The sequence below is a fragment of the Pseudomonas sp. S4_EA_1b genome (assembly GCF_016307435.1).
GTDB lineage: Bacteria > Pseudomonadota > Gammaproteobacteria > Pseudomonadales > Pseudomonadaceae > Aquipseudomonas > Aquipseudomonas rhodesiae.
This window is the reverse complement of record NZ_JAEILC010000051.1, coordinates 25,049-51,981: the sequence shown is the minus strand read 5'-3', so window position 1 is coordinate 51,981 and position 26,933 is coordinate 25,049. Positions and strand designations below refer to the sequence as shown.

Annotated in this window: 26 protein-coding genes, 1 pseudogene and 1 riboswitch; of the genes and pseudogenes, 16 read left to right on the top strand and 11 right to left on the bottom strand. The window is 60.8% G+C overall.

Annotation, left to right across the window (positions count from 1 at the left end; translation table 11 throughout):
- Position 1 precedes the first annotated feature (1 nt).
- Positions 2-1,054: a histidinol-phosphate transaminase gene (hisC, locus tag YA0848_RS17915; RefSeq protein ID WP_169902805.1), complete on the top strand. Its 1,053-nt coding sequence runs from the start codon at positions 2-4 to the stop codon at positions 1,052-1,054.
- 63 nt (positions 1,055-1,117) lie between these two features.
- Here the strand turns inward: hisC and YA0848_RS17910 are convergent, their stop codons facing one another.
- Together YA0848_RS17910 and upp are read right to left on the bottom strand one after the other, a co-directional pair.
- Complete coding sequence (locus YA0848_RS17910) at positions 1,118-2,392, bottom strand: uracil-xanthine permease family protein (protein WP_167417295.1); 1,275 nt, start codon at positions 2,390-2,392, stop codon at positions 1,118-1,120.
- Positions 2,393-2,394: 2 nt separating this feature from the next.
- A complete protein-coding gene (upp, locus tag YA0848_RS17905; protein ID WP_034095929.1) occupies positions 2,395-3,033 on the bottom strand; it encodes a uracil phosphoribosyltransferase in 639 nt (212 codons plus the stop codon).
- Positions 3,034-3,196: 163 nt separating this feature from the next.
- On the opposite strand from upp, the gene YA0848_RS17900 reads away from it, so the two are divergent.
- From YA0848_RS17900 to YA0848_RS17885, 4 genes are all read left to right on the top strand, one after another.
- Entirely contained in the window at positions 3,197-3,754 is a 558-nt protein-coding gene (locus YA0848_RS17900) for a hypoxanthine-guanine phosphoribosyltransferase (protein ID WP_012722254.1), read from the top strand.
- A gap of 3 nt (positions 3,755-3,757) precedes the next feature.
- Positions 3,758-4,225 (top strand): WbuC family cupin fold metalloprotein, encoded by a 468-nt coding sequence (locus YA0848_RS17895; protein ID WP_034095930.1) that lies wholly within the window; start codon positions 3,758-3,760, stop codon positions 4,223-4,225.
- A gap of 35 nt (positions 4,226-4,260) precedes the next feature.
- Positions 4,261-4,746 (top strand): hypothetical protein, encoded by a 486-nt coding sequence (locus YA0848_RS17890; protein WP_034111783.1) that lies wholly within the window; start codon positions 4,261-4,263, stop codon positions 4,744-4,746.
- Between the two features lie 76 nt (positions 4,747-4,822).
- Positions 4,823-5,110, top strand: a complete 288-nt coding sequence (locus YA0848_RS17885) for a PA4642 family protein (protein WP_017845962.1) — start codon at positions 4,823-4,825, stop codon at positions 5,108-5,110.
- A gap of 67 nt (positions 5,111-5,177) precedes the next feature.
- Here YA0848_RS17885 and mqo read toward each other — a convergent pair whose 3' ends face one another.
- Both mqo and YA0848_RS17875 read right to left on the bottom strand, forming a co-directional pair.
- Positions 5,178-6,686, bottom strand: a complete 1,509-nt coding sequence (mqo, locus tag YA0848_RS17880; RefSeq protein ID WP_169867990.1) for a malate dehydrogenase (quinone) — start codon at positions 6,684-6,686, stop codon at positions 5,178-5,180.
- Between the two features lie 725 nt (positions 6,687-7,411).
- On the bottom strand, positions 7,412-7,645 hold the full coding sequence (locus YA0848_RS17875; RefSeq protein WP_034095933.1) for a hypothetical protein: 234 nt from the start codon (positions 7,643-7,645) through the stop codon (positions 7,412-7,414).
- Positions 7,646-7,839: 194 nt separating this feature from the next.
- Here YA0848_RS17875 and YA0848_RS17870 point away from each other — a divergent pair, with 194 nt between their 5' ends.
- Positions 7,840-8,424, top strand: a complete 585-nt coding sequence (locus YA0848_RS17870; RefSeq protein WP_034111785.1) for a YajG family lipoprotein — start codon at positions 7,840-7,842, stop codon at positions 8,422-8,424.
- A 53-nt stretch (positions 8,425-8,477) separates the two neighbouring features.
- On the opposite strand, the gene YA0848_RS17865 is transcribed toward YA0848_RS17870, so the two are convergent.
- Positions 8,478-8,687 (bottom strand): hypothetical protein, encoded by a 210-nt coding sequence (locus YA0848_RS17865; RefSeq protein WP_034095935.1) that lies wholly within the window; start codon positions 8,685-8,687, stop codon positions 8,478-8,480.
- A 181-nt stretch (positions 8,688-8,868) separates the two neighbouring features.
- On the opposite strand from YA0848_RS17865, the gene YA0848_RS17860 reads away from it, so the two are divergent.
- Positions 8,869-9,126 carry a hypothetical protein gene (locus YA0848_RS17860; protein ID WP_034095936.1) on the top strand — a complete coding sequence of 86 codons (258 nt, stop codon included), beginning with the start codon at positions 8,869-8,871 and terminating at the stop codon, positions 9,124-9,126.
- A gap of 55 nt (positions 9,127-9,181) precedes the next feature.
- On the opposite strand, the gene YA0848_RS17855 is transcribed toward YA0848_RS17860, so the two are convergent.
- On the bottom strand, positions 9,182-10,345 hold the full coding sequence (locus YA0848_RS17855) for a 1-acyl-sn-glycerol-3-phosphate acyltransferase (protein ID WP_169902803.1): 1,164 nt from the start codon (positions 10,343-10,345) through the stop codon (positions 9,182-9,184).
- A gap of 133 nt (positions 10,346-10,478) precedes the next feature.
- On the opposite strand from YA0848_RS17855, the gene YA0848_RS17850 reads away from it, so the two are divergent.
- The 3 genes from YA0848_RS17850 to YA0848_RS17840 are packed head-to-tail and all read left to right on the top strand — an operon-like array spanning position 10,479 to position 11,590.
- Positions 10,479-10,661: a CPXCG motif-containing cysteine-rich protein gene (locus YA0848_RS17850; RefSeq protein ID WP_034095938.1), complete on the top strand. Its 183-nt coding sequence runs from the start codon at positions 10,479-10,481 to the stop codon at positions 10,659-10,661.
- A gap of 11 nt (positions 10,662-10,672) precedes the next feature.
- Positions 10,673-10,933 (top strand): putative signal transducing protein, encoded by a 261-nt coding sequence (locus YA0848_RS17845; RefSeq protein ID WP_034095939.1) that lies wholly within the window; start codon positions 10,673-10,675, stop codon positions 10,931-10,933.
- 36 nt (positions 10,934-10,969) lie between these two features.
- On the top strand, positions 10,970-11,590 hold the full coding sequence (locus YA0848_RS17840; protein ID WP_034095940.1) for an SOS response-associated peptidase: 621 nt from the start codon (positions 10,970-10,972) through the stop codon (positions 11,588-11,590).
- Positions 11,591-11,605: 15 nt separating this feature from the next.
- Here the strand turns inward: YA0848_RS17840 and YA0848_RS36675 are convergent, their stop codons facing one another.
- Together YA0848_RS36675 and YA0848_RS36670 are read right to left on the bottom strand one after the other, a co-directional pair.
- Positions 11,606-12,349: a methyl-accepting chemotaxis protein gene (locus tag YA0848_RS36675; protein WP_390899604.1), complete on the bottom strand. Its 744-nt coding sequence runs from the start codon at positions 12,347-12,349 to the stop codon at positions 11,606-11,608.
- A gap of 114 nt (positions 12,350-12,463) precedes the next feature.
- Positions 12,464-12,664: pseudogene (locus YA0848_RS36670) on the bottom strand (HAMP domain-containing protein); the annotation flags it as partial.
- Positions 12,665-13,987: 1,323 nt separating this feature from the next.
- On the opposite strand from YA0848_RS36670, the gene YA0848_RS17830 reads away from it, so the two are divergent.
- Positions 13,988-14,806 (top strand): M48 family metallopeptidase, encoded by an 819-nt coding sequence (locus YA0848_RS17830; protein WP_034095942.1) that lies wholly within the window; start codon positions 13,988-13,990, stop codon positions 14,804-14,806.
- Positions 14,807-14,878: 72 nt separating this feature from the next.
- Here the strand turns inward: YA0848_RS17830 and YA0848_RS17825 are convergent, their stop codons facing one another.
- The 3 genes from YA0848_RS17825 to YA0848_RS17815 all read right to left on the bottom strand — a co-directional run bounded on the left by YA0848_RS17825 (position 14,879) and on the right by YA0848_RS17815 (position 17,718).
- Positions 14,879-15,463 carry a TMEM165/GDT1 family protein gene (locus YA0848_RS17825; RefSeq protein WP_016978300.1) on the bottom strand — a complete coding sequence of 195 codons (585 nt, stop codon included), beginning with the start codon at positions 15,461-15,463 and terminating at the stop codon, positions 14,879-14,881.
- An 88-nt stretch (positions 15,464-15,551) separates the two neighbouring features.
- Positions 15,552-15,673, bottom strand: a riboswitch (yybP-ykoY riboswitch).
- A gap of 50 nt (positions 15,674-15,723) precedes the next feature.
- Positions 15,724-16,722 (bottom strand): class I SAM-dependent methyltransferase, encoded by a 999-nt coding sequence (locus tag YA0848_RS17820; protein WP_034111791.1) that lies wholly within the window; start codon positions 16,720-16,722, stop codon positions 15,724-15,726.
- A 30-nt stretch (positions 16,723-16,752) separates the two neighbouring features.
- Entirely contained in the window at positions 16,753-17,718 is a 966-nt protein-coding gene (locus tag YA0848_RS17815) for a 2-hydroxyacid dehydrogenase (RefSeq protein ID WP_169902799.1), read from the bottom strand.
- Positions 17,719-17,802: 84 nt separating this feature from the next.
- On the opposite strand from YA0848_RS17815, the gene YA0848_RS17810 reads away from it, so the two are divergent.
- The 5 genes from YA0848_RS17810 to YA0848_RS17790 all read left to right on the top strand — a co-directional run bounded on the left by YA0848_RS17810 (position 17,803) and on the right by YA0848_RS17790 (position 26,908).
- Positions 17,803-18,435: a LysE family translocator gene (locus YA0848_RS17810; RefSeq protein ID WP_034095946.1), complete on the top strand. Its 633-nt coding sequence runs from the start codon at positions 17,803-17,805 to the stop codon at positions 18,433-18,435.
- Positions 18,436-18,601: 166 nt separating this feature from the next.
- Positions 18,602-20,284: a fatty acid--CoA ligase gene (locus YA0848_RS17805; protein WP_169902798.1), complete on the top strand. Its 1,683-nt coding sequence runs from the start codon at positions 18,602-18,604 to the stop codon at positions 20,282-20,284.
- 328 nt (positions 20,285-20,612) lie between these two features.
- Entirely contained in the window at positions 20,613-22,472 is a 1,860-nt protein-coding gene (locus YA0848_RS17800; protein WP_169902797.1) for a DUF1302 domain-containing protein, read from the top strand.
- Positions 22,473-22,500: 28 nt separating this feature from the next.
- The gene (locus YA0848_RS17795; protein ID WP_034111795.1) at positions 22,501-23,865 is read left to right on the top strand and encodes a DUF1329 domain-containing protein; all 1,365 of its coding nucleotides are present in this window, start codon (positions 22,501-22,503) and stop codon (positions 23,863-23,865) included.
- A 313-nt stretch (positions 23,866-24,178) separates the two neighbouring features.
- Entirely contained in the window at positions 24,179-26,908 is a 2,730-nt protein-coding gene (locus YA0848_RS17790) for a LuxR C-terminal-related transcriptional regulator (RefSeq protein ID WP_034095950.1), read from the top strand.
- Positions 26,909-26,933 lie beyond the last annotated feature (25 nt).

The window sequence follows — 26,933 nt, the reverse complement described above, 5'->3', positions numbered from 1 at the left end:
CATGAGCAAATTCTGGAGCCCTTTCGTCAAGAACCTCGTGCCTTACGTGCCCGGCGAGCAACCGAAAATGACCAAACTGGTCAAGCTCAACACCAACGAGAATCCCTACGGTCCATCGCCCAAGGCGTTGGCTGCGATGCAGGCCGAGTTGAACGACAACTTGCGCCTGTATCCGGACCCGAACAGCGACCTGCTCAAGCAGGCGGTGGCCACGTATTACGGGATCGACGCCGGCAAAGTATTCCTCGGCAACGGTTCCGATGAGGTGTTGGCGCACATTTTCCACGGCCTGTTCCAGCACGAGCTGCCGCTGCTGTTTCCGGATATCAGCTACAGCTTCTACCCGGTCTACTGCGGCCTCTACGGCATCCAGTCGGCGCCGGTGCCATTGGACGAGCAGTTCCAGATCCGCGTGGAAGACTACGCCAAGCCTAACGGCGGGATCATTTTTCCCAACCCTAACGCGCCAACCGGCTGCGTCCTGGCGCTGGACGCCGTGGAACAGATCCTCAAGGCCAGCCCGGATTCAGTGGTGGTGGTCGATGAAGCCTATATCGACTTCGGCGGCGAAACGGCCATCAGCCTGGTGGACCGCTACCCGAACCTGCTGGTGACCCAGACCCTGTCCAAATCGCGCTCACTGGCCGGTTTGCGCGTGGGCCTGGCGGTGGGCCACCCGGACTTGATCGAGGCGCTGGAGCGGGTCAAGAACAGCTTCAACTCCTACCCTCTGGATCGCCTGGCGATTGTCGGCGCGGCGGCCGCGTTCGAGGACCGTGAATACTTCGAGAAGACCTGCCGACAGGTGATCGACAGCCGCAACCAGTTGGTCGCGCAGTTGGAAGATAAGGGTTTTGAGGTGTTGCCGTCGGCGGCCAACTTTATCTTTGCCCGCCACCCACGGAACGACGCGGCTGGTCTGGCGGCGAAGTTGCGCGAGCAGGGCGTGATCGTGCGGCACTTCAAGCAGGAGCGGATTGCCCAGTTCCTGCGGATCAGCATTGGTACGCCGGAGCAGAATCAGGCGTTGATCGATGGCTTGGGTGACCTCTAACACTCAGTGAAATCAAATGTGGGAGGGGGCAACCCCCTCCCACATTGGTTGGTGCTTTGGCCGTCAGATCAATGGCTCATCTGGCTTCTTGTTCTTCCAGCTATCATTGCCCGGCAGCAGCAGGTTCAACCCGATCGCTACCACGGCGCACAGGGCGATGCCCTTGAGACCGAAATCATCCGGGCCGGTGCCGGTTCCCACCAGCACGCCGCCAATGCCGAACACCAAGGTCACCGACACAATCACCAGATTGCGCGCTTCGCCCAGGTCGATCTTGTGGCGAATCAACGTGTTCATCCCCACAGCAGCAATCGAACCGAACAACAGGCATAGAATTCCGCCCATCACCGGCACTGGAATGCTTTGCAGCAGCGCGCCGAATTTGCCGATAAACGCCAGGCTAATGGCAAAGATAGCCGCCCAGGTCATGATTTTCGGGTTGTAGTTCTTGGTCAGCATCACCGCGCCGGTCACTTCGGCGTAAGTGGTGTTCGGCGGGCCGCCAAACAGGCCGGCGGCCGTGGTGGCAATGCCGTCACCCAGCAAGGTGCGATGCAGGCCAGGTTTTTTCAGGTAGTCGCGCCCGGTCACGCTGCCCACCGCAATCACACCGCCGATGTGTTCGATCGCCGGGGCCAGGGCCACCGGGACGATAAACAGGATCGCCTGCCAGTTGAATTCCGGCGCGGTGAAGTGGGGCAGGGCGAACCACGGGGCGGCCGCGATCTTGGCCGTGTCGACCACTCCAAAGTAGAACGACATGGCAAAGCCCACCAGCACGCCGGAGATAATCGGCACCAGGCGGAAAATGCCTTTGCCGAATACCGCCACGATCAGCGTGGTCAGCAGCGCCGGCATCGAGATCATCATCGCCGTCTGGTAATGAATCAGCTCGGCACCGTCGCCGGACTTGCCCATGGCCATGTTCGCGGCAATCGGCGCCATGGCCAGGCCGATGGAAATGATCACCGGGCCTATCACCACCGGCGGCAGCAAGCGGTCGATAAAACCGGTGCCCTTGATCTTCACCGCCAGGCCCAGGAACGTATAAACGAAACCGGCCGCCATCACGCCGCCCATGGTCGCCGCGAGGCCGAACTGGCCCTTGGCGAGGATGATCGGGGTGATGAAGGCGAAGCTCGATGCCAGGAATACCGGCACCTGACGCCCGGTCACCACCTGGAACAGCAAGGTGCCTAGACCTGCGGTGAACAGCGCAACGTTTGGATCAAGACCTGTGATCAGCGGCATCAACACCAGCGCGCCAAATGCCACGAAGAGCATTTGTGCGCCAGACAGGATCTGGCGCCAAAGCGGGTCGTTGAATTCATCCTGCATGCTCACGCGTCCTTCTGCTTGGTGCCGAAGATCTTGTCACCGGCATCGCCCAGGCCTGGGATGATGTAGCCGTGTTCGTTCAAGCGTTCATCGATGGAGGCGGTGTAGATCTGCACGTCCGGGTGTGCGCTCTCGACGGCGGCGATGCCCTCCGGCGCGGCTACCAGCACCATGGCGCGGATGTCCTTGCAACCGGCCTTCTTCAGCAGGTCGATGGTGGCGACCATGGAGCTGCCGGTGGCGAGCATCGGGTCGATGATCATTGCCAGGCGCTCGTCGATTTCCGGAACGAGTTTTTCCAGGTAAGTGTGGGCTTGCAGTGTCTCTTCATTACGGGCCACGCCCACGGCGCTGACCTTGGCGCCCGGGATCAGGCTGAGTACGCCTTCGAGCATGCCGATGCCGGCGCGAAGGATCGGCACCACGGTGATTTTCTTACCGGCGATTTTCTCGACCTGGACAGGACCGGCCCAACCGGGGATCTCATAATTCTCCAGGGGTAAATCCTTGGTGGCTTCGTAAGTGAGCAGCGCTCCGACTTCCTGAGCAAGCTCACGGAAGTTCTTCGTGCTGATGTCGGCGCGGCGCATAAGGCCGAGTTTGTGTCGGATCAGCGGGTGGCGGATCTCGCGAGTGGGCATGGGAAAGGCTCCGGCGGCGGGCAAAAAAACCGGCCTAGATTAATCTATCCGAGGGTGTTGTCCTATAGACATGTAGCACGTTAGTCCATAAAGGCTTGCCCGGAGCGCATGAGAAGCGTACCTTCGCCCGCTTTTCTTGCCACAGCACCCCTTGGAGAGCGCCATGTCCGCTGATCTCGAGCATATCCGTCAAATCATGCGCGAGGCTGACTGCCTGTACACCGAAGCGCAAGTCGAAGAAGCGATCGCCAAGGTCGGCGCCCACATCACCCGCGAAATGGCCGATACCAACCCGGTGGTGTTCTGTGTGATGAACGGTGGTCTGATCTTCGCCGGCAAATTGTTGACTCACCTGCAATTCCCGCTGGAAGCGTCTTACCTGCACGCCACCCGCTATCGCAATGAAACCAGCGGCGGCGACCTGTTCTGGAAGGCCAAGCCGGAAGTCTCGTTTATTGACCGTGACGTGCTGATCATCGACGACATCCTCGATGAAGGTCACACCCTGGGCGCAATCATCGACTTCTGCAAACACGCCGGCGCACGCAAAGTGCACACTGCCGTGCTGATCGACAAAGACCACGACCGCAAGGCTCGCCCTGAGCTGAAAGCCGATTTCGTCGGTCTGCCGTGCATCGACCGTTACATCTTCGGTTACGGCATGGATTACAAGGGTTACTGGCGCAACGCCAATGGCATCTACGCCGTCAAAGGGATGTGATACGTGGCGCGCTTTCTGGATCAGACACTGTTTACCGAGCTGGCCGAGAAAGCGAACGCCAGCACCCGTGGGCGGCATCATCACAATTTCCATGAGATGGACGAGCCGTGTCATCGCATGGCAGTGGGCCTGCAACCGAGCACCTACGTGCCCCCACATCGCCACCTCAGTGCGGACAAGGCGGAAACCTTGCTCGTGCTCAAGGGCCGTCTGGGCCTGCTGGTGTTCAATGACCGCGGCGAGGTAATCGCCAAGCGCGTGATGCAGGCTGGCGGCGAGTGCGCCGGCGTCGATCTGCCGCCGGGCGTGTTCCATGGCCTGGTGGTGCTGCAGCCCGATACGGTGATGTTCGAATGCAAGGCAGGGCCTTATCGGCCGGTTGGCGAGGGCGAACTGGCCGAGTGGGCTCCGCGCGAAGGCGACGCCGGCGTGGCGGCGTATCAACGCTGGATGCTAGCGCAGTTCGATTGAGCTACAGTGCTGGGCCCCTTGCCGTGGAGTGGCTCATGAGCCGGTTGATACGCAGTTGCGCCATGCTGGCGTTGTCCTTCAGTTTGCCCTTGGCCGCAGCGCCCGCGCCGATGCACGGCCAATTCCTGCCGCCGGATGACCTTGCCCTGCGTGCCGAAGCTCCTGATCAGCAGCAATTGCTGCAGGTCACCGAGTACGCGGTGGTGGTGGGCAATCAGCGTCAGTCCAATCAACAGCCGATCCCGGTTACGTCACCGCTGATGATCCGCCTCAAGGGCAAGCCCCTGAACAAAGGCGCGACCATCGCCCAAGTGATGCTCAACTTCGATGCCGAAAGCAAAAGCCTGAAAAAGCCGGTATTCGATGAGAAAACCCGTACGCTTACCTTGTCGTACCCGGTGGCTCAATACCGTGTAATCGTCGATCTGCTGCGCAATGACACGGTGTATGTGCAGTTCCTCAGTTATGCCAACGGTCATATCTGGGCGGATTTGCATACCGGCACGGTCAAGTCCAGATAGGCCGGCGCCTACACAAGGCCGTGCCCCGCAGGTAGACTTCAAGCCCCGTGTAAATGTCTGCAGGCTGGAGTCGGTAATGCGTAAAGATAAGAAACAGGTGATTGGCGACGAGATCGGCGACGATCAGATCAAGTTGTTCCTGGACTTCGAGCCAGTCGACGCAACTTCACCGTCCCTGCACAAACTGATCAAGGCTTACCGTGGCCTGCGTATCGACGACTTCGAGCGCTTCCTGGGTTTTTTCAAGGCAGCCGGTTTGGACCTGGATGGCAAGGATGAGCACGGCCAGACCTTCGTCGACCTGATCAAAGACCAGCGTAACGCCGCCGAGTACATCGAGCTGATCGACAACGCCCGCGGCTGATTACTCCAGGCAAAAAAACGCCCCGTTCTCCTCGTGAGAGCGGGGCGTTTTTTATTGCAGCAAGGCCTTAGGCGAAGCTCTCGGCCTCGTTGCTCTGCTCAACCAATTGCAGACTGATGTTGTTCTGGGCGTTGATCTTGCGATACAGCTCGGCATCGGACTCCAGCACTTTTTCCCGCGCCGGGAAGATTTCATGCAGCTTGGCCGCCCACTCCCCACTGGCCTTGTCCGGGAAGCAGCGCTCGATCAGTTCCAGCATGATCGAGACGGTCACCGAAGCGCCTGGCGAGGCGCCCAGCAGGGCCGCCAGCGACCCGTCCTTGGCTGCGACCAGCTCGGTACCGAATTGCAGCACGCCGCCTTTCTTCGGGTCTTTCTTGATGATCTGCACCCGCTGACCGGCCACTTCCAGGCGCCAGTCCTCGGCTTTCGCCTCCGGGTAGAAGCGGCGCAGGGATTCCAGGCGCTGTTCCATGGACTGCATCACTTCGCTGACCAGGTACTTGGTCAGGTCCATGTTGTCGCGAGCCACGGCCAGCATCGGGCCGATGTTGCCGGCGCGAACCGACAGCGGCAGGTCGAGGAACGAACCGTGCTTGAGGAACTTGGTGGTGAACCCGGCATAAGGCCCGAACAGCAGAGATTTCTTGCCATCCACCACGCGGGTATCCAGGTGCGGCACCGACATTGGCGGCGAACCCACGGCGGCCTGGCTGTAGACCTTGGCCTGGTGATGCTTGACCACTTCAGGGTTATCGCAGCGCAGCCACTGGCCGCTGACCGGGAAACCGCCGAAGCCTTTGCTTTCTTCGATGCCCGAGGCTTGCAACAGCGGCAGGGCCGCGCCGCCAGCACCGAGGAACACGAACTTGGCATCCACTTCACGGCTGTTGCCGCTGTTGACGTCCTTGATGCTCACGGTCCAGCCGGCGCCGTTGCGCTTGAGGCCGGTGACGCGCTTGCAATACTTGACCTGGGCGTCGGCCGAGCTGGTCAGGTGGTTGAGCAGTTGATTGGTCAGGGCGCCAAAGTTGACGTCGGTGCCGTTCATGACGCGGGTGGCGGCGATTTTTTCGTCGAGCGGGCGGCCCGGCATCATCAGCGGCATCCATTCGGCCATCTCGCTGCGGTCTTCGGTGTAGTGCATGTCCGAAAACGCGTGGTGCTGGCTCAGGGTCTCAAAGCGCTTCTTGAGGAACTCCACGCCTTTGTCGCCTTGCACGAAGCTCAGGTGCGGTACCGGGCTGATAAAGGATCTGGACGAGCCAAAGGTGCCCTTTTTGGTCAAGTACGCCCAGAACTGCTTCGATACCTCGAACTGGGTGTTGATGTGCACGGCTTTCTTGATGTCGATGGAGCCATCGGCGGCCTGAGGTGTGTAATTCAGCTCACACAGGCCGGCGTGACCGGTACCGGCGTTGTTCCACGGGTTGGAACTTTCCGCGGCACCCGAGTCCATCAGCTCAACGACTTCCAGCTTGAGGCCGGGGTCGAGCTCTTTGAGTAGTACGGCCAGGGTGGCACTCATGATGCCGGCCCCTACCAGTACTACATCGACTGCTTCGTTATGCGCCATTTAACGCGTCTCCAAAATCTGCAGCACCAAATTGACGGCATGGCTGCCAGGAGTGACGGGGCGTTCACGTATTGCCCCAGGTTACCCATGGCCAGGATCGCCATGTCCGTTTCGCAATTCTTTGCAACTCAGCACACGCTTGCTGCCTGGCCTGATCTGCCTATGAACGCATTCATGGGCGGCTGTGGCAATTCGACTTATGGTCAAAGCGTGCGATGCGTGCAATCAATCCGTAGCGGACAGGCTCAAGCTCCAGTGGTTGATGGGTACTCGGTCCTGTGCGGTTGGGCTGTTCCAGACGCTGATGGTGCTTGTACAAACGCCAAACTATTCATTTGCTCGCCACACTCTTGTGAAGTTGTGAAAACCCGTTTTTTCACGCTCTTTTGAAGACGTGAACCTCAAAAAAGGGCTGCCCCAGCCTGGCACCTGGCCCGTAAACCTCTGCCGATAGGCAGCAAAACGGGCAAACAACTCAAGTGGCCGAGCGCAATGGCAGCTCTGGCAGATTCGGTAAAGGCGGGTGGTTTGCAAAGGAACAGCAAGCGCGCCGGCTTCACTCGATCTGTGTGGGCGGCTCTCTGTGGGCGATTCTTGGGGGTTAATACCGAGGCATTAACGATGCTGCGAGGCCCGATCAGGAGACGTCCTTATAATCGGGGGGAGATTGTAGCGAAGAACGTCAGGGAAATGGGCGTGTTTTATGACTTTTATTAGGCGTTTGGTCAGGCGGCCAACACCGGGTGGCGCGATGACCGTGTCGCGCGTGGGCTGACACGGGCCCGGGCCGGCAGCGGTCGATGCATCCAGCTCAGGCGGATTTCTTCGATTTCCACCCAGCCTTGGCCCACCGGCGGCTGGCTGCATTCTTTGAAGGCTTGGCAGCGGCCCTGGGAATCGAGCAAGGCAAACTGACGAAGCGCGGGCTTGCGAGTAAATAACGACCAGAGATATTGCATGGCGATCAACCTCCTGTGAATGAGGCCAAGCATGCCGATGCGGGATGACGCGGCGATGTATCGGCTGTGACACATCGGTGACAGCGAACCGCGCACAGTGTCGTGAGTCATAGGTTGTAACTGATGCTGGTTCCCGGCGATGGCGCCCCGTTATACTGCCGGCCTGTCGGTACCTGATTTCTGGAGAGAAGCGCATGTTGCAACGCCTGTTGTTCGGTTTGATCACTGTGACCACGTTGTCCCTGGTTGGCTGCGCCAACAGCCCGCAACAACTCAGCCCGCAACCGAAGCTCACCACGCAGTTGGCCCCGGTAGGCCATGGTCAGCCGGTGTCGGTGCGTGTGGTGGATGGCCGTCCTTCGCCGACCTTGGGTTCCCGTGGGGGCCTGTATCCGGAGACCGCGCTGATTTCGGTCAACGCCCAGGATGTGCTGCCCAAGCTGCAGGCCCAAGCCGAGGCGGCCGTGCGTCTGCTGGGCTTTACTCCCTCCAACTCGCCGGGCGTGCCGCAGTTGACGGTCACCCTGGCTGAGCTGAAATACCAGTCGCCGAAGGAAGGTCTGTATGTGACCGAGGCGTCAATCGGCGCGACCTTCAAGTCCGACGTCAACGCCGGCACCCGCCGCTACAGTGGCCGCTACGCTGCATCCCTGAATCAGCGCTTTGGCATGTCGCCGAACCAGGAGACCAACACCAAGCTGGTCAGCGACGTCCTGAGCGATGCCTTGACCCGTCTGTTCAAAGACCCGAGCATCGGCCAGTTGCTTAGCTCGCAATAACCGCTCCACAAAAAACCGGGCTCGCAAGGCCCGGTTTTTTTACGTCTTCAGTTTCATGCCGCCGTGTCGATACAGAAGTCCAGCAGGCTGATCCCGGTCAGCAGATCGGTTTCCGGCAAGTCCGCATGGGAATGCCCGCCCAGGGCGCAATACACCAGCCAATGCCGGTCTTGAACGTTGAACGCCAGGCTGTCTATCAGCGCCTCCTGTTCATCGCTTTGAGCGATCAGATACAGCCGATCCTGGTTTTGTGCATGCAGCATGACAAGCTCCCGAACGTCCGAAGGGCCACAGAGTGGACTGTTAAGGTGACGTTCAGGTGACGCGGTAAATTACTGGATAGATTAGCCGTCCATGGGGAGGAAACGTTCACGCGCAGCAGAGGTAGTGTGCGTGCGGTTGTGTCCAAACTGTTACCCAGGCACCGTTTTACCGAGGTTTGCGATGGCACTGCCCGCACTAATGATTAACGTTGTCGCGCTGGCAATCGCCTGCCCAGGCGCCGCGCTGCTGTATGTCACCCGCCTGCGCGAGCAGCGCGCCATGACCAAGCTCGCCGCTCAAAGCGAAGAACGCGCAATCGATCAGCCGATGCTGTTTCTGGATGTGCGCCTTGTACGGGCGCACCGGGTGGCTTACCGCATCGGGTTCGCCTGCCTTGGAATGGCGCTACTGACCTCGTGGGTCAGCACTCACCTTTAAGAACACTGCAAAGCGAACGTGGGAGCTGCAAGCCCCCACATTTTTCGCCCGGTGTTTAGAGCGGGATCCCAGCCTTGACCCGATACTGATTGCGCACCGGCGTTGCATATTGCACCACCAGGAATGGCCGGTGTTCCGCCGGGCATTCGCTCAAGCGCCGCTCCCACTCGGCCTTCGCCTTGGCCAACTCGTCGGCGGGGAACAGCTCCTCGGCCTTGGGCACCTGCAATTGCGGCTCGGCTTCACTCCATTGGGCATAAGCCAGGTAGTGCACCGGAAACAAGCGGTAGCCGCCGAGAATCTGCCGGTCCATTTCCACCGCCAGCACCTTGGTGTCTTCGAAGCGCTCGGTAATCGGCGGGGCGAAGTTGATATGCACCCGGCCCTTGTAGCCGGTGATGCCCAGGGCAATGCTCACGTCGTCCTCGCCCGGTGCCTTGGTGTAGGTGCCGGTGGTGGCGCGGATATACAGTTCGCGCGCCTTGGCCGCATCGCAGGGGTCGTATTCGTAGCTGATGGACACCGGCGTCAGGTTCAGCGACTGGATCACTTCTGCGAACGGTTCGTCCTTGCGGCTGACGTGGAACATCTTGAGGATCGCCGATTCGGTGCGATCGTCGCCGTCCTTGGCGCGGCCTTCGGCCTGGGCGATCCAGATCGATTGGCCGTCATTGAGGATCGAATGGTTGATGTAGGCTGACAGCAGGTTGAACGCCGCCATTTTTTCCTTCCGCCCGGTGATCGAGCGGTGCACGATGAAGCTCTTGTTCAGGCGCATCAGGTCGCTGACGAACGGCTTTTGCAGCAGGTTGTCGCCAATGGCGATGCGCGGCGTCGGCAGGCCGGCGTGGTACACGGCGTAGTTGACGAAGGCCGGGTCCATCACGATATCGCGGTGGTTGGCCAGAAAGAGGTAGGCGGTGCCCGATTTGAGCTGCTCGACCCCGGTGTAGGTGACACCGTCGGTCGCCCGGTCGATGGTGTGGTCGACGTAATACTCGACTTTGTCCTGCAGCGTCGCCACGGTGGTGACGCCGGCGAATTCGCGGCGCAATTTGCGGGCGATCATGGGCTTGAGCAGCCAGCCAAGGGTGCCGGCGAAGCGGGGGAAGCGGAAGTGGGTCAGGATGTCCAGAAAGGCCTTGTCACTGAACAGCCGCGCCAGCACCGCCGGGACTTCGCTGTCGTTGTAAGGTCGGATGGTATCGAATTCGCCCATCATGCTCTCTTGTTAGAAACGGCTAGGGTAAGTAGAAGAAATACCAGGGTTCGGCCCGAGTCATTGGCTCAGCCGGGGTATAACCCTGTAAATAGACCGGCGATTATACGCACAAGTCACCTGGGAGACTGCGATGCTGGAACCTGCGCTGTACGATTGTCCTTATTGTGGCGAGTCGGTTGAAACATCGGTGGATTTGTCTGGCGGTGACCAGATTTACATTGAAGACTGCCAGGTGTGTTGCAGGCCGATCATTTTCAATCTGCAGGTGCATGGCGACGAGTGGATGCTCGACACCCGCAGCGAGAACGAATAACAGGTACGCCTATGCAGCGAATCTACGAACCGGAAAACCTGATGGAAGGCGAGCTGCTGCAGCAGATGCTTGCCAGCGAGGGTATCGAGGCGCACCTGGTGGGCCGCCATTTGCTCGGCGGCACCGGCGAATTGCCGATCTTCGGCCTGCTTGGCCTGGAAGTGGACAACGACCGCGCACTCGACGCCCGTGAACTCATCACCGCCTATATCGGCGCGCAACCGCTGCCCGGCGATGAACCCGACAGCTTCCCCGACGTGTTGGTCTGTTAGGCTGTCGGCCGGTTTATCCAAGAGTCGTGTTGCCCCATGTGTGGACGTTATGCCCTGTTTCGCTGGAACCCCACCTTTGCTGCCTTGCCGGGCTTTCCGGCCGATCAGCAGGCGCAGTGGAACATTTCGCCGAATGATTCGGTGCTGATCCAGCGCCTGGAAGGCGAGCAGCTCACCCTGGCCCGCGCTCGCTGGGGGCTGACGCCGCCCTGGCTCACCGACCTGTCCCGCACCCCGGCCCATGCCCGCGCCGAAACCCTGGCCGAGCAACCGATGTTTCGCGAAGCGTTTCGCCAACGCCGCTGCCTTTTGCCAGCCAACGGTTTCTACGAGTGGCGCGGAACCCAGCGCAAACGCCCGTACTGGCTGACGCCGGGGGAGGGCTCCTCGTTGTTTTTTGCCGCGATCTGGGAAGCCTACCCCGTGCAGGAACAGGTGTGGCTGAGCACGGCCGTGGTGACGCAGGCCGCGCAAAGTCAGCGACGGCCGTTGATCCTGGATGCGGCAGGGCAAGCGGCCTGGCTCAACCCCGACACACCGCTGCCGGCGTTGCAGGCATTACTGGCCAGTGAACCGAGCGCGTTGCGCGAGCGGGTCCTGGCCAACCTGGTCAACGATCCCAAGCTCAATGGGCCGGAGTGCCTGACCCCGGCGTAAGCCTGTCGGCGCGCCCTACACCTTGAACTGATTGATCAGCCGCCGCTGCTGCTCCGCCAGCTTGGTCAAGTCCGCACTGGCCGCGCTGGATTCGTCCGCGCCGCCCGCCACTTCATTGGCCACCTGGCCGATATTAATCACGTTGCGATTGATGTCCTCGGCCACTGCGCTCTGCTCTTCGGCCGCACTGGCAATCTGAGTGTTCATGTCGTTGATCACCGACACTGCCTGAGTAATAGTCTCCAGCGCTTCAGCCGCCTTGGCCGCGTGTTGTACGCTTTCGTCGGTGCGGTTCTGACTGTCTTCCATCACCCGTACCACGTCCCGTGTGCCTTGTTGCAACTGCTGGATCATGGCCTGGATTTCTTCGGTGGCCTGCTGGGTTTTTTGCGCCAGGTTGCGCACTTCGTCGGCGACCACGGCAAACCCGCGACCTTGTTCGCCGGCGCGCGCGGCTTCGATGGCGGCGTTCAGCGCCAGCAGGTTGGTCTGTTCGGCAATCCCGCGAATGGCAGTCAGGATCGCGTTGATGTTTTCACTGTCCTTGGCCAGCGTTTGCACCACCGCCACCGCTTTGCCGATTTCCTCGGCCAGCACACCGATGGAGGCCGAGGTGTCGCGCACAATGCGCATGCCCTGACTCGCGGCCTGATCGGCGTGGCTGGCGGCTTGCGCGGCCTGGGTGGCATTGCGCGCCACGTCCTGGGCGGTGGCGGTCATCTCATGCACGGCAGTGGCGACCTGGTCGATTTCCACCATCTGCTTATGCACGCCCTGGTTGGTGCGGATCGCAATATCGGCGGTGTGCTCCGACGAATCGCTAACCTTCTGCACCGAGCTCACCACCTGGGTAATCATGCCCTGCAATTTGATCAGGAAGGTGTTGAAACCGCTGGCAATTGCGCCCAACTCGTCGGCTCGGTCGCTGGTCAGACGGCGTGTCAGGTCGCCTTCGCCTTGGGCGATGTCATTGAGCATGGCCACCATCTGTTTGAGCGGGCGTGCGATCCCATGGCCAACCAGCCAGATCACCAGCAGGCCGAGCCCGGCCACCACCAGGCCGGCGATCGCCATGCCGACGGTATCGGTTTTGCGCTGGGCTTGCAGGTCGCTTTGCAGTTTCTGCGAGTCGGCCATCACCGCCGCCAATGGCAATTGCATCATCAAGGTCCAGCGTGCGTCGGTCTGGCCGATGCCGAAGGGCAGGAACAACTCGATATGGCCGTGCTCGCGGTCGATGTCGTAGCGCACTTCGCCGGGCTTGAGCTGGTTGAGGCTGGCCAGTTCGCTGGCGTCGAGCAGGTCGCTGGCCTTTTCGCCGAGTTTGCTGGCGTCCTTGGTGTAGGCCACCAGGCGGCCGTTGCTGGAGATCAGCGCCAGTTCGCCGGCGCCGTTATAGAGCTTCTGGTCGGCACTGGTGAGCATGTCCTGAATGAAGTTCACCGACAGATCGGCCCCCACAATGCCCTGGAACTTGCCATCGACCATGATCGGCTCGATGAACGAGGCCAGCATCACCATGACGTCGCCGACTTTATACGGGGCGGGGTCGATGGCGCAGGGCTTCTGGTTTTCCTTGGAGCACAGGTAGTACTCGCTGGCGCGTACGCCGGTGGAGAGCATTTTCTGGTCGGCCACGTCGGCGAGCTTATCCAGGCCCAGGCTGCCGTCCGCGTTGCGATACCACCACGGGATAAAGCGGCCGTCGGCGCCCATGCCGACGATGGGGCTGTTCACGTAGGCGGCGTCGTTATGATCGATTGCGTTGGGTTCCCAGCCGATGTAGGCACCGAGGATTTTCGGGTTGCGCACCACACTTTCACGCAGCAGATTGATCAATTGCTCACGGCCGATCTGCAGCGCGGGCTCGCCCTTGGCGTCCTTCATGGCAATCAGGGCGTTGGCGGTGGCCAAACCTTTGGCGGTCACCAGCGGCGCCTCCAGCTCACGCTGGATCTGGGTGGCCTGGGTTTGCGCCAGGGACGTCAGGCGCTGCTCGATGATCTGCTCGAACTGCGCCTGAGTGCGTTGCTGGACCATCTCTTGGGTGCGCGCGCTGGCGAACACCGCGTAGAGCACCAGCACCGCGACCACGGTCAGCACAATGGCCCCGGCCAATGCGGCGACGGAAAACTGAATCGACTTGAATTTCATGAACGCTCCACGCGCAGGAGAGATGGGCTGCCTGATGTATCGGCTGGAGACGGGCAGGTCATGAGCGGTGGGCGGTCAAAAGCCGGCCGCTTGTCGCAAATGGGACAGCCGTCGCCGCAGCGGGAGGTGTGAGATGTATCCGAAATTCAGCGGTTACACGTCTGGTGTATCTGGCGTCGATACAGTCGAACGCCTACGATACGCGCCATGTTTTCAGGGCGTCTTTTCAGGGAGAGTGTATTGATGAAGAAATCACTGGCGGTAAGTGTATTGGCGGCAGCGGTCCTGCTGGCCGGGTGTCAATCGGTCAACACCACCAGCGGCGGCGCCGTTGGGGTAGAGCGCAAGCAGTACATGTTCAGCATGCTGTCGAGCCAGGAAGTCGACCAGATGTATGCCCAGTCCTACCAGCAGACCCTGGGTGAGGCCAGCGGCAAAGGCTTGGTGGATAAAACCAGTGCCAACGCCAAGCGGGTGCAGGCCATCGCCAAGCGTCTGATCGCCCAGGCACCGACCTTCCGTGCGGATGCGGCGCAGTGGAACTGGGAAGTGAACCTGATCAAAAGCGATGAGATGAACGCCAACTGCGGGCCTGGCGGCAAGATCTTCGTGTACAGCGCGCTGATCGACAACCTCAAGCTCACCGATGACGAATTGGCCGCGGTAATGGGCCATGAGATCGCCCATGCCCTGCGTGAGCATGGTCGCGAAGCCATGTCCAAGGCTTACGGCATCGAAATGGCCAAGCAGGGCGCCGGCGCGTTGTTTGGCCTGGGTCAGGACAGCCTGGCGCTGGCCGACACCGTAGCCAACTACGGCATGACCTTGCCCAACAGTCGCAGCAATGAAAACGAAGCGGACCTGATCGGCCTGGAACTGTCTGCCCGGGCCGGCTACAACCCGAACGCCGCGATCACGCTGTGGAACAAGATGGCCAAGGCGTCCGAGGGCGCGCCGCCGGAGTTCATGAGCACGCACCCGGCGTCTGACAGCCGCATCGCCTCGCTGCAGGCGGCCATTCCAAAGGTCATGCCGCTCTATCAGCAGGCCAAAAAATCTTGACCCTGTGACGATCCAATGGTGGGAGAGGGTTTGCCCCCTCCCACATTGAATTGGGTTTGCAGGCTGAGACTCTTAGATCCAGCCACTGCTCTGCATGGCTTTGTACACCGCCACGATCGCCAGGATGAAAAACGCTGAGGCGGCCAGGCGGCGAATCAACGTCAGCGGCAGTTTCTCTGCGGCGAAATTCCCCGCCAATACCACCGGCACGTTGGCAATCAGCATGCCCAGGGTGGTACCGATGATCACCAGCCACAGTTCCGGATATTGCGCGGCGAGCATCACCGTGGCGATCTGCGTCTTGTCACCGATTTCCGCGAGGAAAAACGCAATCAGCGTGGTCAGGAAAGGCCCGAACTTGCGCGTGGTGCTGGCTTCGTCATCGTCGAGTTTGTCCGGCACCAAGGTCCACAGCGCGGTGGCGCAGAAGCTGGCCGCGAGGATCCAGTGCAGCACCGCATCCGAGAAGAAACTGCCGAACCAGGCGCCCACGGCACCGGCGGCGGCGTGGTTGGCCAGGGTGGCGGCGACGATACCGGCGATGATCGGCCAGGGTTTGCGAAAGCGGGCGGCCAGGATGAGGGCGAGCAGTTGCGTCTTGTCGCCGATTTCGGCCAAGGCAACGATTGCGGTGGGAACGAGCAATGAATCCAGCATCAGGTAGGTTTCCAGGGGCGGGTCGACACGGCTATGACACGTACAGCCTTCCCGCCCCGGGTAAGGTGTGCGTGTCATAGGTCTTGTCAAACCCCGGTCCGTCTGTGCGGACTCCTGGGTCGCATACGCCATGGTCTGCTGACCAAGTATGTTGACGTATGCCGGACGAGCATGGTGCTCGTGGGAGACTACTCCCCTAGGACGGAGCGGATTCTGCCTAGGCAAATTCCATTCGGCAAGCGTTCTTTGCTAAACCTCGATCAGCCGCGCTTGGCGCGGTAGATACGAAAACCGTTGCCTTCAGCCTTGATCGCACACGCGCCCAGATGCTCTTCGATCAGCGGCTGGTACTTCAGGAAACTGTTGGCCACCAAGCGCAGTTCGCCGCCTTTTGCCAGATGTTTGGCCGCTTTTCGCAGCAAGTTCTCGGTGGCGAAATAGTCTGTGTGCACGCCAACATGGAAAGGTGGATTGCTCAGAATCGCATTCAACCCCATCGGCGCGGCGTCGATGCCATCACCGGTCAGCACCTCGGCTTCCAGGCCGTTGGCGGCCAGGGTCAGGCGGCTACTGGCGGCGGCGAAGGCGTCCACGTCGAGCAAAGTGACGGTGTTATGCGGGTAGCGACGTTTGATTGCGGCTCCCAATACGCCAGCCCCACAGCCAAAGTCCAGCAGATGACCGCTCGGCAGTTTATCCAGATGCGCCAGCAACAACTCGGTGCCGCGATCCAGGCGGCCGTGGCTGAACACGCCCGGCAGGCTCACCACCTTCAACGGCCCTTCGGCCAGCGGTACGTCGAACGTCTGTGCCAGGCTCTCCAACGCCACCGCCTGCGGGGCATTGGCTACGGTGACTTGCCACAGCTGGCAATGCCGCGCGTTGTCGAGCTTGCGTGGTTTGCCCAAGGGGGTCATTTGCTTGGCGGCGCTTTCGATACCGGCTTTTTTCTCGCCCACCAGGAACAGCTCGGCACCGGGAAGGCGTGCGGCCACAGCCTTGAGCAGGTAGTCGGTCAGGTCCTTGGACTTGGGCAGAAAGATTACCGCCGCGTCGAACGCACGCTCCGGCACGCTGACGCCGAACTGGCTGCGCTCGGGGAAACGGGCGTCGAGCGCCGCCTGGTCGCCGGCATGCCAGCACCAGCCGTGGGCATTGGGCAGGCGCCCCAGCAAGTCGTCGGCGGGCAACCCCACCAATAGCAGGTTGCCTTGAAAAAGTTCGGCCTGGCGAAGCAGTACTTCACTGCGCGGATCCATGGTCTGCTCCTTGAAAAGGGGCGCAGTTTATCAACTCACAACCCGCAGCGGGGTGCCGCTGAAAAAGCCACGGGCGTTTTCCACCAGTTGACCGACGATACGCTGGCGCGCTTCGCGGCTGCCCCAGGCATTGTGTGGGGTGACGATCAAGCGCGGAATATCATCGGCCAGCAGCGGATTACCGTCGACCGGCGGCTCCACGCTCAACACGTCGGTAGCCGCGCCGCCCAGATGGCCGCTGCGCAACCCATGGGCCAGGGCTTGCTCGTCGATCAAGCCGCCGCGCGCGGTGTTGACCACCAGCGCGCCGGGCTTGAGCAGCGCCAGTTCGCGGGCGCCGATCAAATGGCGGGTGTGCTCGTTGAGCGGGCAGTGCAAGGTCAGCGCGTCGACCTGGGGCAGCAGTTCATCCAACGGCACGCGGTCGGCCCGGGCAGGGCGCCCCGGAATCGCGCCCAGCACCACGCGCATGCCAAAGGCTTCGGCCAGACGCGCCACGGCGCTGCCCAATTCACCGTGGCCAAGCAGACCGAGGGTTTTGCCCTCCAATTCGATGATCGGATGATCCAGCAGGCAGAATTGCTTGGCCTGTTGCCATTTGCCGGCGGCTACATCCTGCTGATAGTCCTTCAGCCGCGTCGCCAGGTTGAGCAGCAGCATAATCGTGTGCTGCGCCACCGATGGCGTGCCGTAGCCCTGGCAGTTGCTCACTGTGATGCCCTGGGTGCGGGCGGCGGCCAGATCAATGTTGTTGGTACCGGTGGCCGACACCAGGATCAATCTGAGATCGGGGCAAGCCGCCAGGGTTTGTGCGTTGAGCACGATCTTGTTGCTGATGGCCACTTGGGCACCTTGCAGGCGTTCCAATACATTTTGCGGCGTCGTGTCCGAAAACAGCTGCAACTCTGTGAAGCTGTCTCGCAATTCGCTGAGGTCGAGGTCCCCCAAGTCCAGGGAAGGGTGATCAAGGAAGACGGCGCGGCGATTGTCAGTCATCAACTGTACCTTTTGCGACAGAGTTCGAAGGCGTAATCTGCCGAGCCTATCAGATGAAATAATCAGTTACTTAATGGAGTGAGCATGTACCTCGCCGAGTTTTTGACCGTAGCCTTGATTCACTTGTTGGCGGTGGCCAGTCCTGGACCGGACTTCGCCGTGGTGGTGCGTGAGAGCGTGACCCACGGCCGCCGCGCCGGCACCTGGACCGCGCTGGGCGTGGGTTCGGCGATTTTCCTGCATGTGGGCTATTCGTTGCTGGGTATCGGGCTGATCGTGTCCCAGTCCATCGTGCTGTTCAACGCCCTCAAGTGGGCCGCGGCTGCTTACTTGCTGTACATCGGCTTTAAAGCCCTGCGCGCCCAGCCGGCCAAACCCGCCGCCGAGGGAGAGCTGCACCGCGAAGCCGGTGAACGCACCCCGCGCGGCGCCTTCACCGCCGGTTTCGTGACCAATGGCTTGAACCCCAAGGCCACATTGTTCTTCCTCTCGTTGTTCACCGTGGTGATCAATCCACACACGCCGCTGGCGGTCCAGGCCGGTTACGGCGTGTACCTGGCGGTGGCGACGGCGCTGTGGTTCTGCCTGGTGGCGATGCTGTTCAGCCAGCAACGCGTGCGCGCCGGGTTTGCGCGGATGGGGCATTGGTTCGACCGGACCATGGGCGCGGTATTGATTGCCATAGGTGTGAAGCTGGCGTTTACCAGCATGAAATAACATTGGCCCACCCGGTGCGCATGACCAGTAATCGGTGCAAATGCTGGCGCAAAGCTAGCATTTGCTGAGGTCTGCAAATCATTCCTTTGGCTGATTTAGCGCACACATAACGTCTCTACAGTGCAGGTCTTCAAGCCAAGACCGTGCAGTCATAAAAGGGATTCGTATGTTGCAGACCCGTGTTATCCCACCCGCCGAAGGTGCGTACCAATACCCACTGTTGATCAAGCGCCTGCTGATGTCCGGCACCCGTTACGAGAAGACCCGGGAAATCGTCTACCGTGACAAATTGCGTTACACCTACCCCACCTTGATCGAACGCGTCGCGCGCCTGGCCAATGTGTTGACCGAGGCCGGTGTGAAGGCCGGTGACACGGTGGCGGTGATGGATTGGGACAGCCATCGCTATCTGGAATGCATGTTCGCCATCCCGATGATCGGCGCGGTGATCCACACCATCAACGTGCGCCTGTCGCCGGAACAGATCTTGTACACCATGAACCACGCCGAAGACCGCTTCGTGCTGGTCAACAGTGAGTTTGTCGGGCTCTATCAAGCCATCGCCGGGCAGCTCACCACCGTGGACAAGACCCTGCTGCTCACCGACGGCGAAGCCAAAACCTCCGATCTGCCTGACCTGGTGGGCGAGTATGAAACCCTGCTGGCCGCCGCCAGCCCTCAGTACGACTTCCAGGATTTCGACGAGCACTCGGTCGCCACCACGTTCTACACCACTGGCACCACCGGTAACCCCAAGGGCGTGTACTTCACCCATCGCCAACTGGTGCTGCACACCATTGGCGTGGCGACCATCATGGGCAGCGTCGACAGCGTACGATTGCTGGGCACCAACGACGTGTACATGCCGATCACGCCGATGTTTCACGTGCATGCCTGGGGCTTGCCGTATGTGGCTACCATGCTCGGTCTCAAGCAGGTCTACCCTGGCCGCTACGACCCGGAATTGCTGGTGGAGCTGTGGCGCAAGGAAAAGGTCACGTTCTCCCATTGCGTGCCGACCATCCTGCAGATGGTGCTCAACGCCAAGGCCGCTCAGGGGGTGGATTTTGCCGGTTGGAAAATCGTCATCGGTGGCAGTGCGCTGAATCGTTCGCTGTATGAAGCTTCCAAGGCCCGTGGGATTCAACTCACCGCTGCGTACGGCATGTCCGAGACCGGACCGCTGGTGTCCTGTGCGCATCTCAACGAAGAACTGCTGGCCGGCAGCGAAGACGAGCGCATTACCTACCGCATCAAGGCTGGCGTGCCGGGGCCGTTGGTGGAGGCGGCGATCATCGACGCCGAGGGTCGTTTCCTGCCGGCCGATGGCGAATCCCAGGGCGAACTTGTGCTGCGCGCGCCCTGGCTGACCGAGGGATATTTCAAAGAGCCGCAGAAGGGCGCCGAGTTGTGGGCGGGCGGCTGGATGCACACCGGGGATGTGGCCACGCTGGACGCCTTTGGTGTGATCGATATCCGCGACCGCATCAAGGATGTGATCAAGACCGGCGGTGAGTGGGTCTCGTCCCTGGCCCTCGAAGACCTGGTCAGCCGTCACCCGGCGGTACGCGAAGTAGCGGTGGTAGGCGTCGCCGACCCGCAGTGGGGCGAGCGCCCGTTTGCCTTGGTGGTGGTGCGCGACGGCCATGCAATTGGCGCCCGCGAGCTGAAGGAACACCTCAAACCGTTCGTGGAATTGGGCCATTTGAGCAAGTGGGCGATTCCGAGTCAGATCGCCGTTGTTACGGAAATTCCCAAGACCAGTGTCGGTAAGCTCGACAAGAAACGTATCCGCATTGACATCATTGAATGGCAGGCCAATAACAGCACGTTCCTGTCCACCCTCTGAGCTGATTTGCCGTGCCCTTGTGGCACGGCGATGCTCTATCTCGCGCCTTCACTTGTGATTTGCCGATTTTCAGCCATCCTTCCCGCGTCGGCCCCCGCCGACATGGCGAAAGGACTGTGGCAGACGGCTCGGTGATGCAAATCACACTTTAGAGGGATCAAGCCCTACCCCCTGCTGGCTATAGTCCCACTCAGAGTTTTTCAAGGATGCACCGCTTCGGGCCATGGAGGTTCAGTTGCCAGGCAGCATTGGAATCGTTGTATTCCGGCTGTTACACGCATCATCTAGAACTCACTGCCATAACAATAATGCACATGGAGTAGCGTCGATGACCTCAGTAAACCAGTTCTGGCGCCGGGCAAAATTGCCTCTGGCCGTCAGCCTCGCCTCTACGCTCGCCGGGCCCGCATTCGGCGTCAGCTTCAATATCGGTGAAATCGAAGGGAATTTTGACTCGTCGCTTTCCGTGGGGGCGAGTTGGTCGACAGCCAAGCCCAACCAGGACTTGATCGGCGCCAACAACGGCGGTCGGGGCTTGTCCCAGACGTCCGATGACGGCCACCTGAACTTCAAGCGCGGCGAGACCTTCTCCAAGATCTTCAAGGGTATCCACGACCTGGAGCTGAAGTACGGCGACACCGGCGTATTCGTGCGGGGCAAATACTGGTACGACTTCGAACTCAAGGATGAAAGCCGTGAGTTCAAGGACATCAGCGACAACAATCGCAAGGAAGGGGCCAAGTCTTCCGGCGGGCAGATTCTCGACGCCTTCGTTTATCACAACTATGCGATTGCCGATCAGCCGGGCAGCGTGCGCTTCGGTAAGCAGGTAGTGAGCTGGGGCGAAAGCACCTTTATCGGCGGCGGCATCAACTCTATCAACCCGATCGATGTGTCTGCGTTCCGTCGTCCGGGTGCCGAGATCAAGGAAGGCTTGATTCCGGTCAACATGTTCTACGTATCGCAAACCCTGACCGATAACCTCTCGGCCGAAGCGTTTTACCAGCTGGAATGGGACCAGACCGTTACTGATAACTGCGGCACGTTCTTCTCGCAGCCGGATGTGATTTCCGATGGCTGCAGCAATAACCTGCGGGTGCTGAACAAGCGTTCGACCATCCCGGGCGCAGCCTTGCCGACCTTGACTGCCTTGGGTGTGGACGTTAACAACGAAGGCGTACTGGTCCGTCGTGGCCCCGACCGTGATGCTCGCGACAGCGGACAGTTCGGCGTGGCGATGCACTACAACTTCGAACCGCTGGATACCGAGTTCGGCGCGTACTTCATGAACTACCACAGCCGTGCGCCGATTTTCAGTGCACAGGGTGCGCCGTCGTCGGCCTACACCCGTCCGCTGGGGCCGCTTGGCGCCTTGCGTCCACTGGTCGTTGCCGGTAACTCCAATTACTTTGTTGAGTACCCGGAAGATATCCGCCTCTACGGTTTGAGCTTCTCCACCACGTTGCCGACAGGCACCGCATGGAGTGGTGAACTGAGCTACCGTCCCAACGCACCGGTGCAGTTGAGCACCACCGATATCCTCTTCGCCGGCGTGACGCCGATCCCAGGCTTTGGCAACGCCTCCGTACTCAAAGGCACCCCTGGTCAGGACCTGCACGGTTACAACCGCAAGGAAGTGACCCAGTTCCAGACCACCTTCACGCACTTCTTCGACCAAGTGATGGGCGCGAGTCGCTTGACCACCGTCGGTGAAATCGGTGTGACCCATGTGGGCGGCCTGGAAAGCAAGTCCCAAGCCCGTTATGGCCGTGACCCGGTATTCGGCCCTGGCACCTTGCCAGGTGGCTTCTGCGACAGGCTTAACCTGTCCACCGCCAATGGCGCTGGCTTGCCCAATGCCTCAGGCTTGAACACCAATTGCAACAACGATGGCTTCACCACCGCCACCTCCTGGGGCTATCGCGCTCGCGCCATCTGGGAATACCCGGATGTGTTCGCCGGTGTGAACCTCAAGCCTAACGTGGCGTGGTCCCACGACGTGAAGGGCTACTCGCCAGGCCCTGGCGGTAACTTCGAGGAAGGTCGCAAAGCGGTCAGCCTGGGGCTGGATGCCGAATACCAGAACACCTACACCGCAAGCCTGGCCTACACCAACTTCTTCGGCGGCAAGTTCAGCACCGTGGATGACCGTGATTTTGTCGCCCTGAGCGTCGGCGCGAACTTCTAAGCACACTGAATTTCAGGAAGACCGGAATATGAAAATAACTAAAAGTCTGTTGCACGTAGGTGTGCTGGGGCTGTCGATCCTGGCGAGCAACGTTATGGCGGCGGTCTCGGCAGATGAAGCTGCCAAGCTGGGTACCACCCTGACGCCGATGGGTGCCGAGATGGCCGGTAACGCTGCCGGCACTATCCCGAAATGGTCGCCGATGCCGACCAACGCCGGCGCTGTGGATGCCCGTGGTTTCCTTGCCAACCCGTACGCCAGTGAGCAACCGCAGTTCACCATCACCGCAGCCAATGTCGAGCAGTACAAAGACAAACTGGCGCCGGGGCAGTACGCGATGTTCAAGCGCTACCCGGAAACCTTCAAGATGCCGGTCTACCCGACCCATCGCGGCGCTACCGTGCCGGCCGAGGTGTTTGCCTCGATCAAGAAGAACGCCACCACCACCAACCTGGTGTCCGGTGGCAACGGCCTGGAGAACTTCGAAACCGCGGTGCCATTCCCGATTCCGAAAAGCGGCGTTGAGGTGATCTGGAACCACATCACCCGCTATCGCGGCGGCAGCGTGACGCGTCTGGTTACCCAGGCTACCCCGCAAACCAACGGTTCCTACAGCCTGGTGTACTTCCGCGACCAGTTCGTGTTCCGCGACAAAATGAAGGACTTCGATCCGAAGAACCCGGGCAACGTACTGTTCTACTTCAAGCAGCAAGTGACCGCGCCGGCACGCCTGGCCGGTGGTGTGCTGCTGGTGCACGAAACCCTGGACCAGGTGAAGGAGCCGCGTTCGGCATGGGTCTACAACGCCGGCCAGCGCCGTGTGCGCCGGGCGCCGCAAGTGTCCTATGACGGCCCGGGCACCGCTGCCGACGGTCTGCGTACCTCCGACAACCTCGACATGTACAACGGCGCGCCGGATCGCTACGACTGGAAGCTGGAGGGCAAGAAAGAAATCTACATTGCCTCCAACAGCTACAAGATCGACGACCCTAAGCTCAAGTACGCCGACATCATCAAGGCCGGTCACATTAACCAGGACCTGGCGCGTTACGAGCTGCGCCGCGTCTGGCATGTGGTCGCCACCTTGAAGGAAGGCCAGCGCCACATTTACGCCAAGCGTGACTTCTACATCGACGAAGACACCTGGCAAGCGGCGGTGATCGACCACTACGACGGCCGTGGCCAACTGTGGCGTGTCGCCGAGGCTCATGCCGAGAACTACTACGACAAGCAAGTGCCGTGGTACGCCCTGGAAACCCTCTACGACCTGCAATCCGGCCGCTACCTGGCGCTGGGCATGAAGAACGAAGAGAAACAGGCCTACGATTTCGGCTTCACCGCCTCCACTAGCGAATTCACCCCGGCAGCCCTGCGTCAGGATGGTGTGCGCTAGGTTGCACGACCCAATGTGTGAGGGGCTGGCCCCCTCCCACATGGGATGCATTCCAGATTGAATGATAATTTGGCAAAGCTCGATCAAAGGGTGGGAGGGGGCTTGCCCCCGATAGCGGGATAACAGTCGGCATTTACGTTGACTGTTACCGCGTTATCGGGAGCAAGCTCCCTCCCGCTTTTTGCCTATCGCGATATTTTTTGTCGCAGTTCTTTTTCAGGCAATTGTTGCAAAGATCTACAAAGCGGCGGCTTTTACCGCTAGTCTGCGGACATCTGCAATGCCGACAATAGCCTTCAATAAGAGCCCGGCGATGACTGATCTGTCCCGAATCCAAGGGCCTGCCAGTGCGGTGATCCCGTCACTGGAAGCTCGCTTTTACCGGCCGCCACTGCCTGACGGCTATGTGCTGCGACCGCGCCTGTGTGAACGGCTGAGTGCCGGATTGCAGGGGCGGTTGTTGCTGGTCAGTGCGCCGGCAGGGTTCGGTAAGAGCTCCCTTGCGATTGAGTTCTGTCAAAGCCTGCCGGCGCATTGGCAAAGCCTGTGGCTGGGCTTGAGCCCGCGGGACAGCGACCCCGGTCGTTTCCTCGAGCGCCTGCTCGAAGGCCTGCAACAGTATTTCTCTTCACTCGGCGCCCAGTCCCTAGGCCTGCTGAAAATGCGTCAGCGTCACCAGCCTTTTGCCTTTGAGGAGTGGCTCGACGGCCTGCTCGATGAGTTGGCCCAACACCTGTCCGCCCGCGCGCCGCTGTTACTGGTGCTGGACGACTATCACTTGGCCCAGGGGCCGGTGCTGGATCGTTGTTTGCAATTTTTCCTTAACCACTTGCCCGATGGCCTGGTAGTGCTGGTGACTAGCCGCCAGCGCCCGGACTGGCATCTGGCGCGCCTGCGGCTGTCGCGGCATTTGCTGGAACTGAACGAGCACGACCTGCGCCTGACCCATGCCGAATCCCTGGCGGTGCTGGATCGCCATAGCAACTCATTGCGCGGCGAAGCCCTCGATAACTTGATCCGTCGTAGCGAAGGCTGGGTGGCCGGTTTGCGTTTCTGGTTGCTGGCGGCCTCCGAAGCCGGCAACGAGAGTGCCTTGCCCCAGAGCCTGCACGGTGGCGAAGGGTTGATCCGTGATTACCTGCTGGAAGAGGTGATCGATTGCCTACCGGCCGAGGTGCAGGCGTTTCTGTTCGACACCGCGCCCCAGGAGCGCTTTTGCAGTGACCTGTGCGACGCCGTGCGCGAAGCCCATGACAGCGCGGAGATCCTGCGTTACCTGCAATCTCACCAAGTGTTTCTGGTGCCGCTGGACGAGCAGGGCGTTTGGTTCCGTTATCACCATTTGTTCTCCGACCTGCTGCGCAGCCGGCGCGAAAGCAGCCCCGTGCTGCCGGCCGCCAGCCTGCACCTGCGCGCCTGTCGTTGGTTCAACGCCCAGGGTTTGATCGACGAGGCGGTGGAACAGGCGTTGCGCGCCGGCCATCTGGATGTGGCGGCGAACCTGGTGCAAAACCTGTCCGAAGAACAACTGCTGGCCGAGCAGAATGTCGGTATGTTGCTGCGTTGGAAAATGGACTTGCCCGATAGCTTGCTGATCAGCACTCCCCGCTTGATCGTGCTCTACAGCTGGGCATTGGGGCTGGCCTGTCAGTTGGATGCGGCAGAAGAATTGTCCAGCTATCTCAGTCGGTTTCTGCCGGCACCCTCGGCCACTGCGCAAAAATCCATGCTGGCGCAGTGGCTGGCGCTCAGCGGCATCATTGCTCGTGGTCGCGGCGATCGCGAGCGTACCCAGCGCTATTGCAGCGAGGCCTTGGACAGCTTGCCGCAGCGCCGTTACGGCCAGCGACTGATGTGCCTGTCGACCCTGTCCAATCTGGCGATTGCTGACGCCGATTTATGGCGTGCCCGCGGTTTGAATCGCGAGTCGCTGGAGCTGGCGCAGCGCGTCGGCAACCCGCTGTTCGAGGCCTTGGCCCACTATGATCGCGCGCGGGTCCTGCAAGCGCGGGGCGAAATTCTGCGTTCCCTCGACGAAGTGCGCCAGGGCCTGCAGCGCCTGCACGGTCTGGCGCCTCAACGGCTGTATGCGGTACGGGCTCGCCTCTCGCTGTATGAAGGTTACTTGCTGCTGGTGCGGTTTCAGCCCGAAGCCGGCATGGTTCGCCTGCGCGCTGGACTGGCTGAAGCCCGTGCCTGTCGCGATATCAGTGTGTTGATCGGGCATTGCGTGATCGCCAGTTTCGAAGGGCGGCGCGGTGAGTTCCCTTTGGCGTTCGCCGAACTCGCCGAAGCCGAACGCTTGATGCATATCTGGGACGTGCCGCCGATCTACTACCTGGCCATGATCACTCTGATCAAGTGCGAATTGTGGCTGGCCCAGGGCCGCACCGATCTGGCAGAAGCCTGGCTGGCACGGTTGGAGCAAACCTACAACGGCGAGCACGCCGCCGCCGCGCCGGAATTCCACCCGCACCTGCCGCAGCATATCGGCCTGCAACAAGCGGCCCTCGACGCCACACGCCATCAGCGCGGCGCGGCTTTGCAGCGCTTGGAAGAACTGGCTCAGCAAGCCCACGACAGCGGTCGCCAGATGATCGCCCTGATGGCCTTGACTCAACAGACACAGTTGCTGCTTGAGGGAGGCCAGGAAACCAAGGCGCGTCCGATTCTGGCTCGGGCACTGGAGGCGGGAGCGGGCGGCGCGCTGCAACCTTTTCAGCGTCTGCTGGACGCCCACCCGGATTGGATGCGCGAACAACTGGCCCAGGACCCTCATGGCTTGCTGAGTCAAAGCTTGCTGGCCTTGCTGCCCAAGTCAGTGACGGTGCAGCCTGCGCCAGCCCATGAAGCTCTCAGTGCGCGTGAGTTGGCGGTCCTGCAGCTGATCGCCGAAGGCTGTTCCAACCAAGACATCAGCAACCGGCTGTTCATTTCACTGCACACGGTCAAAACCCATGCGAGCCATATCAATAGCAAATTGGGCGTCGAGCGGCGTACCCAGGCGGTGGCGCGGGCGCAGGAATTGCGCTTGATTGGTTAGGTATCAAGCGAGCTTACTTGGAGTG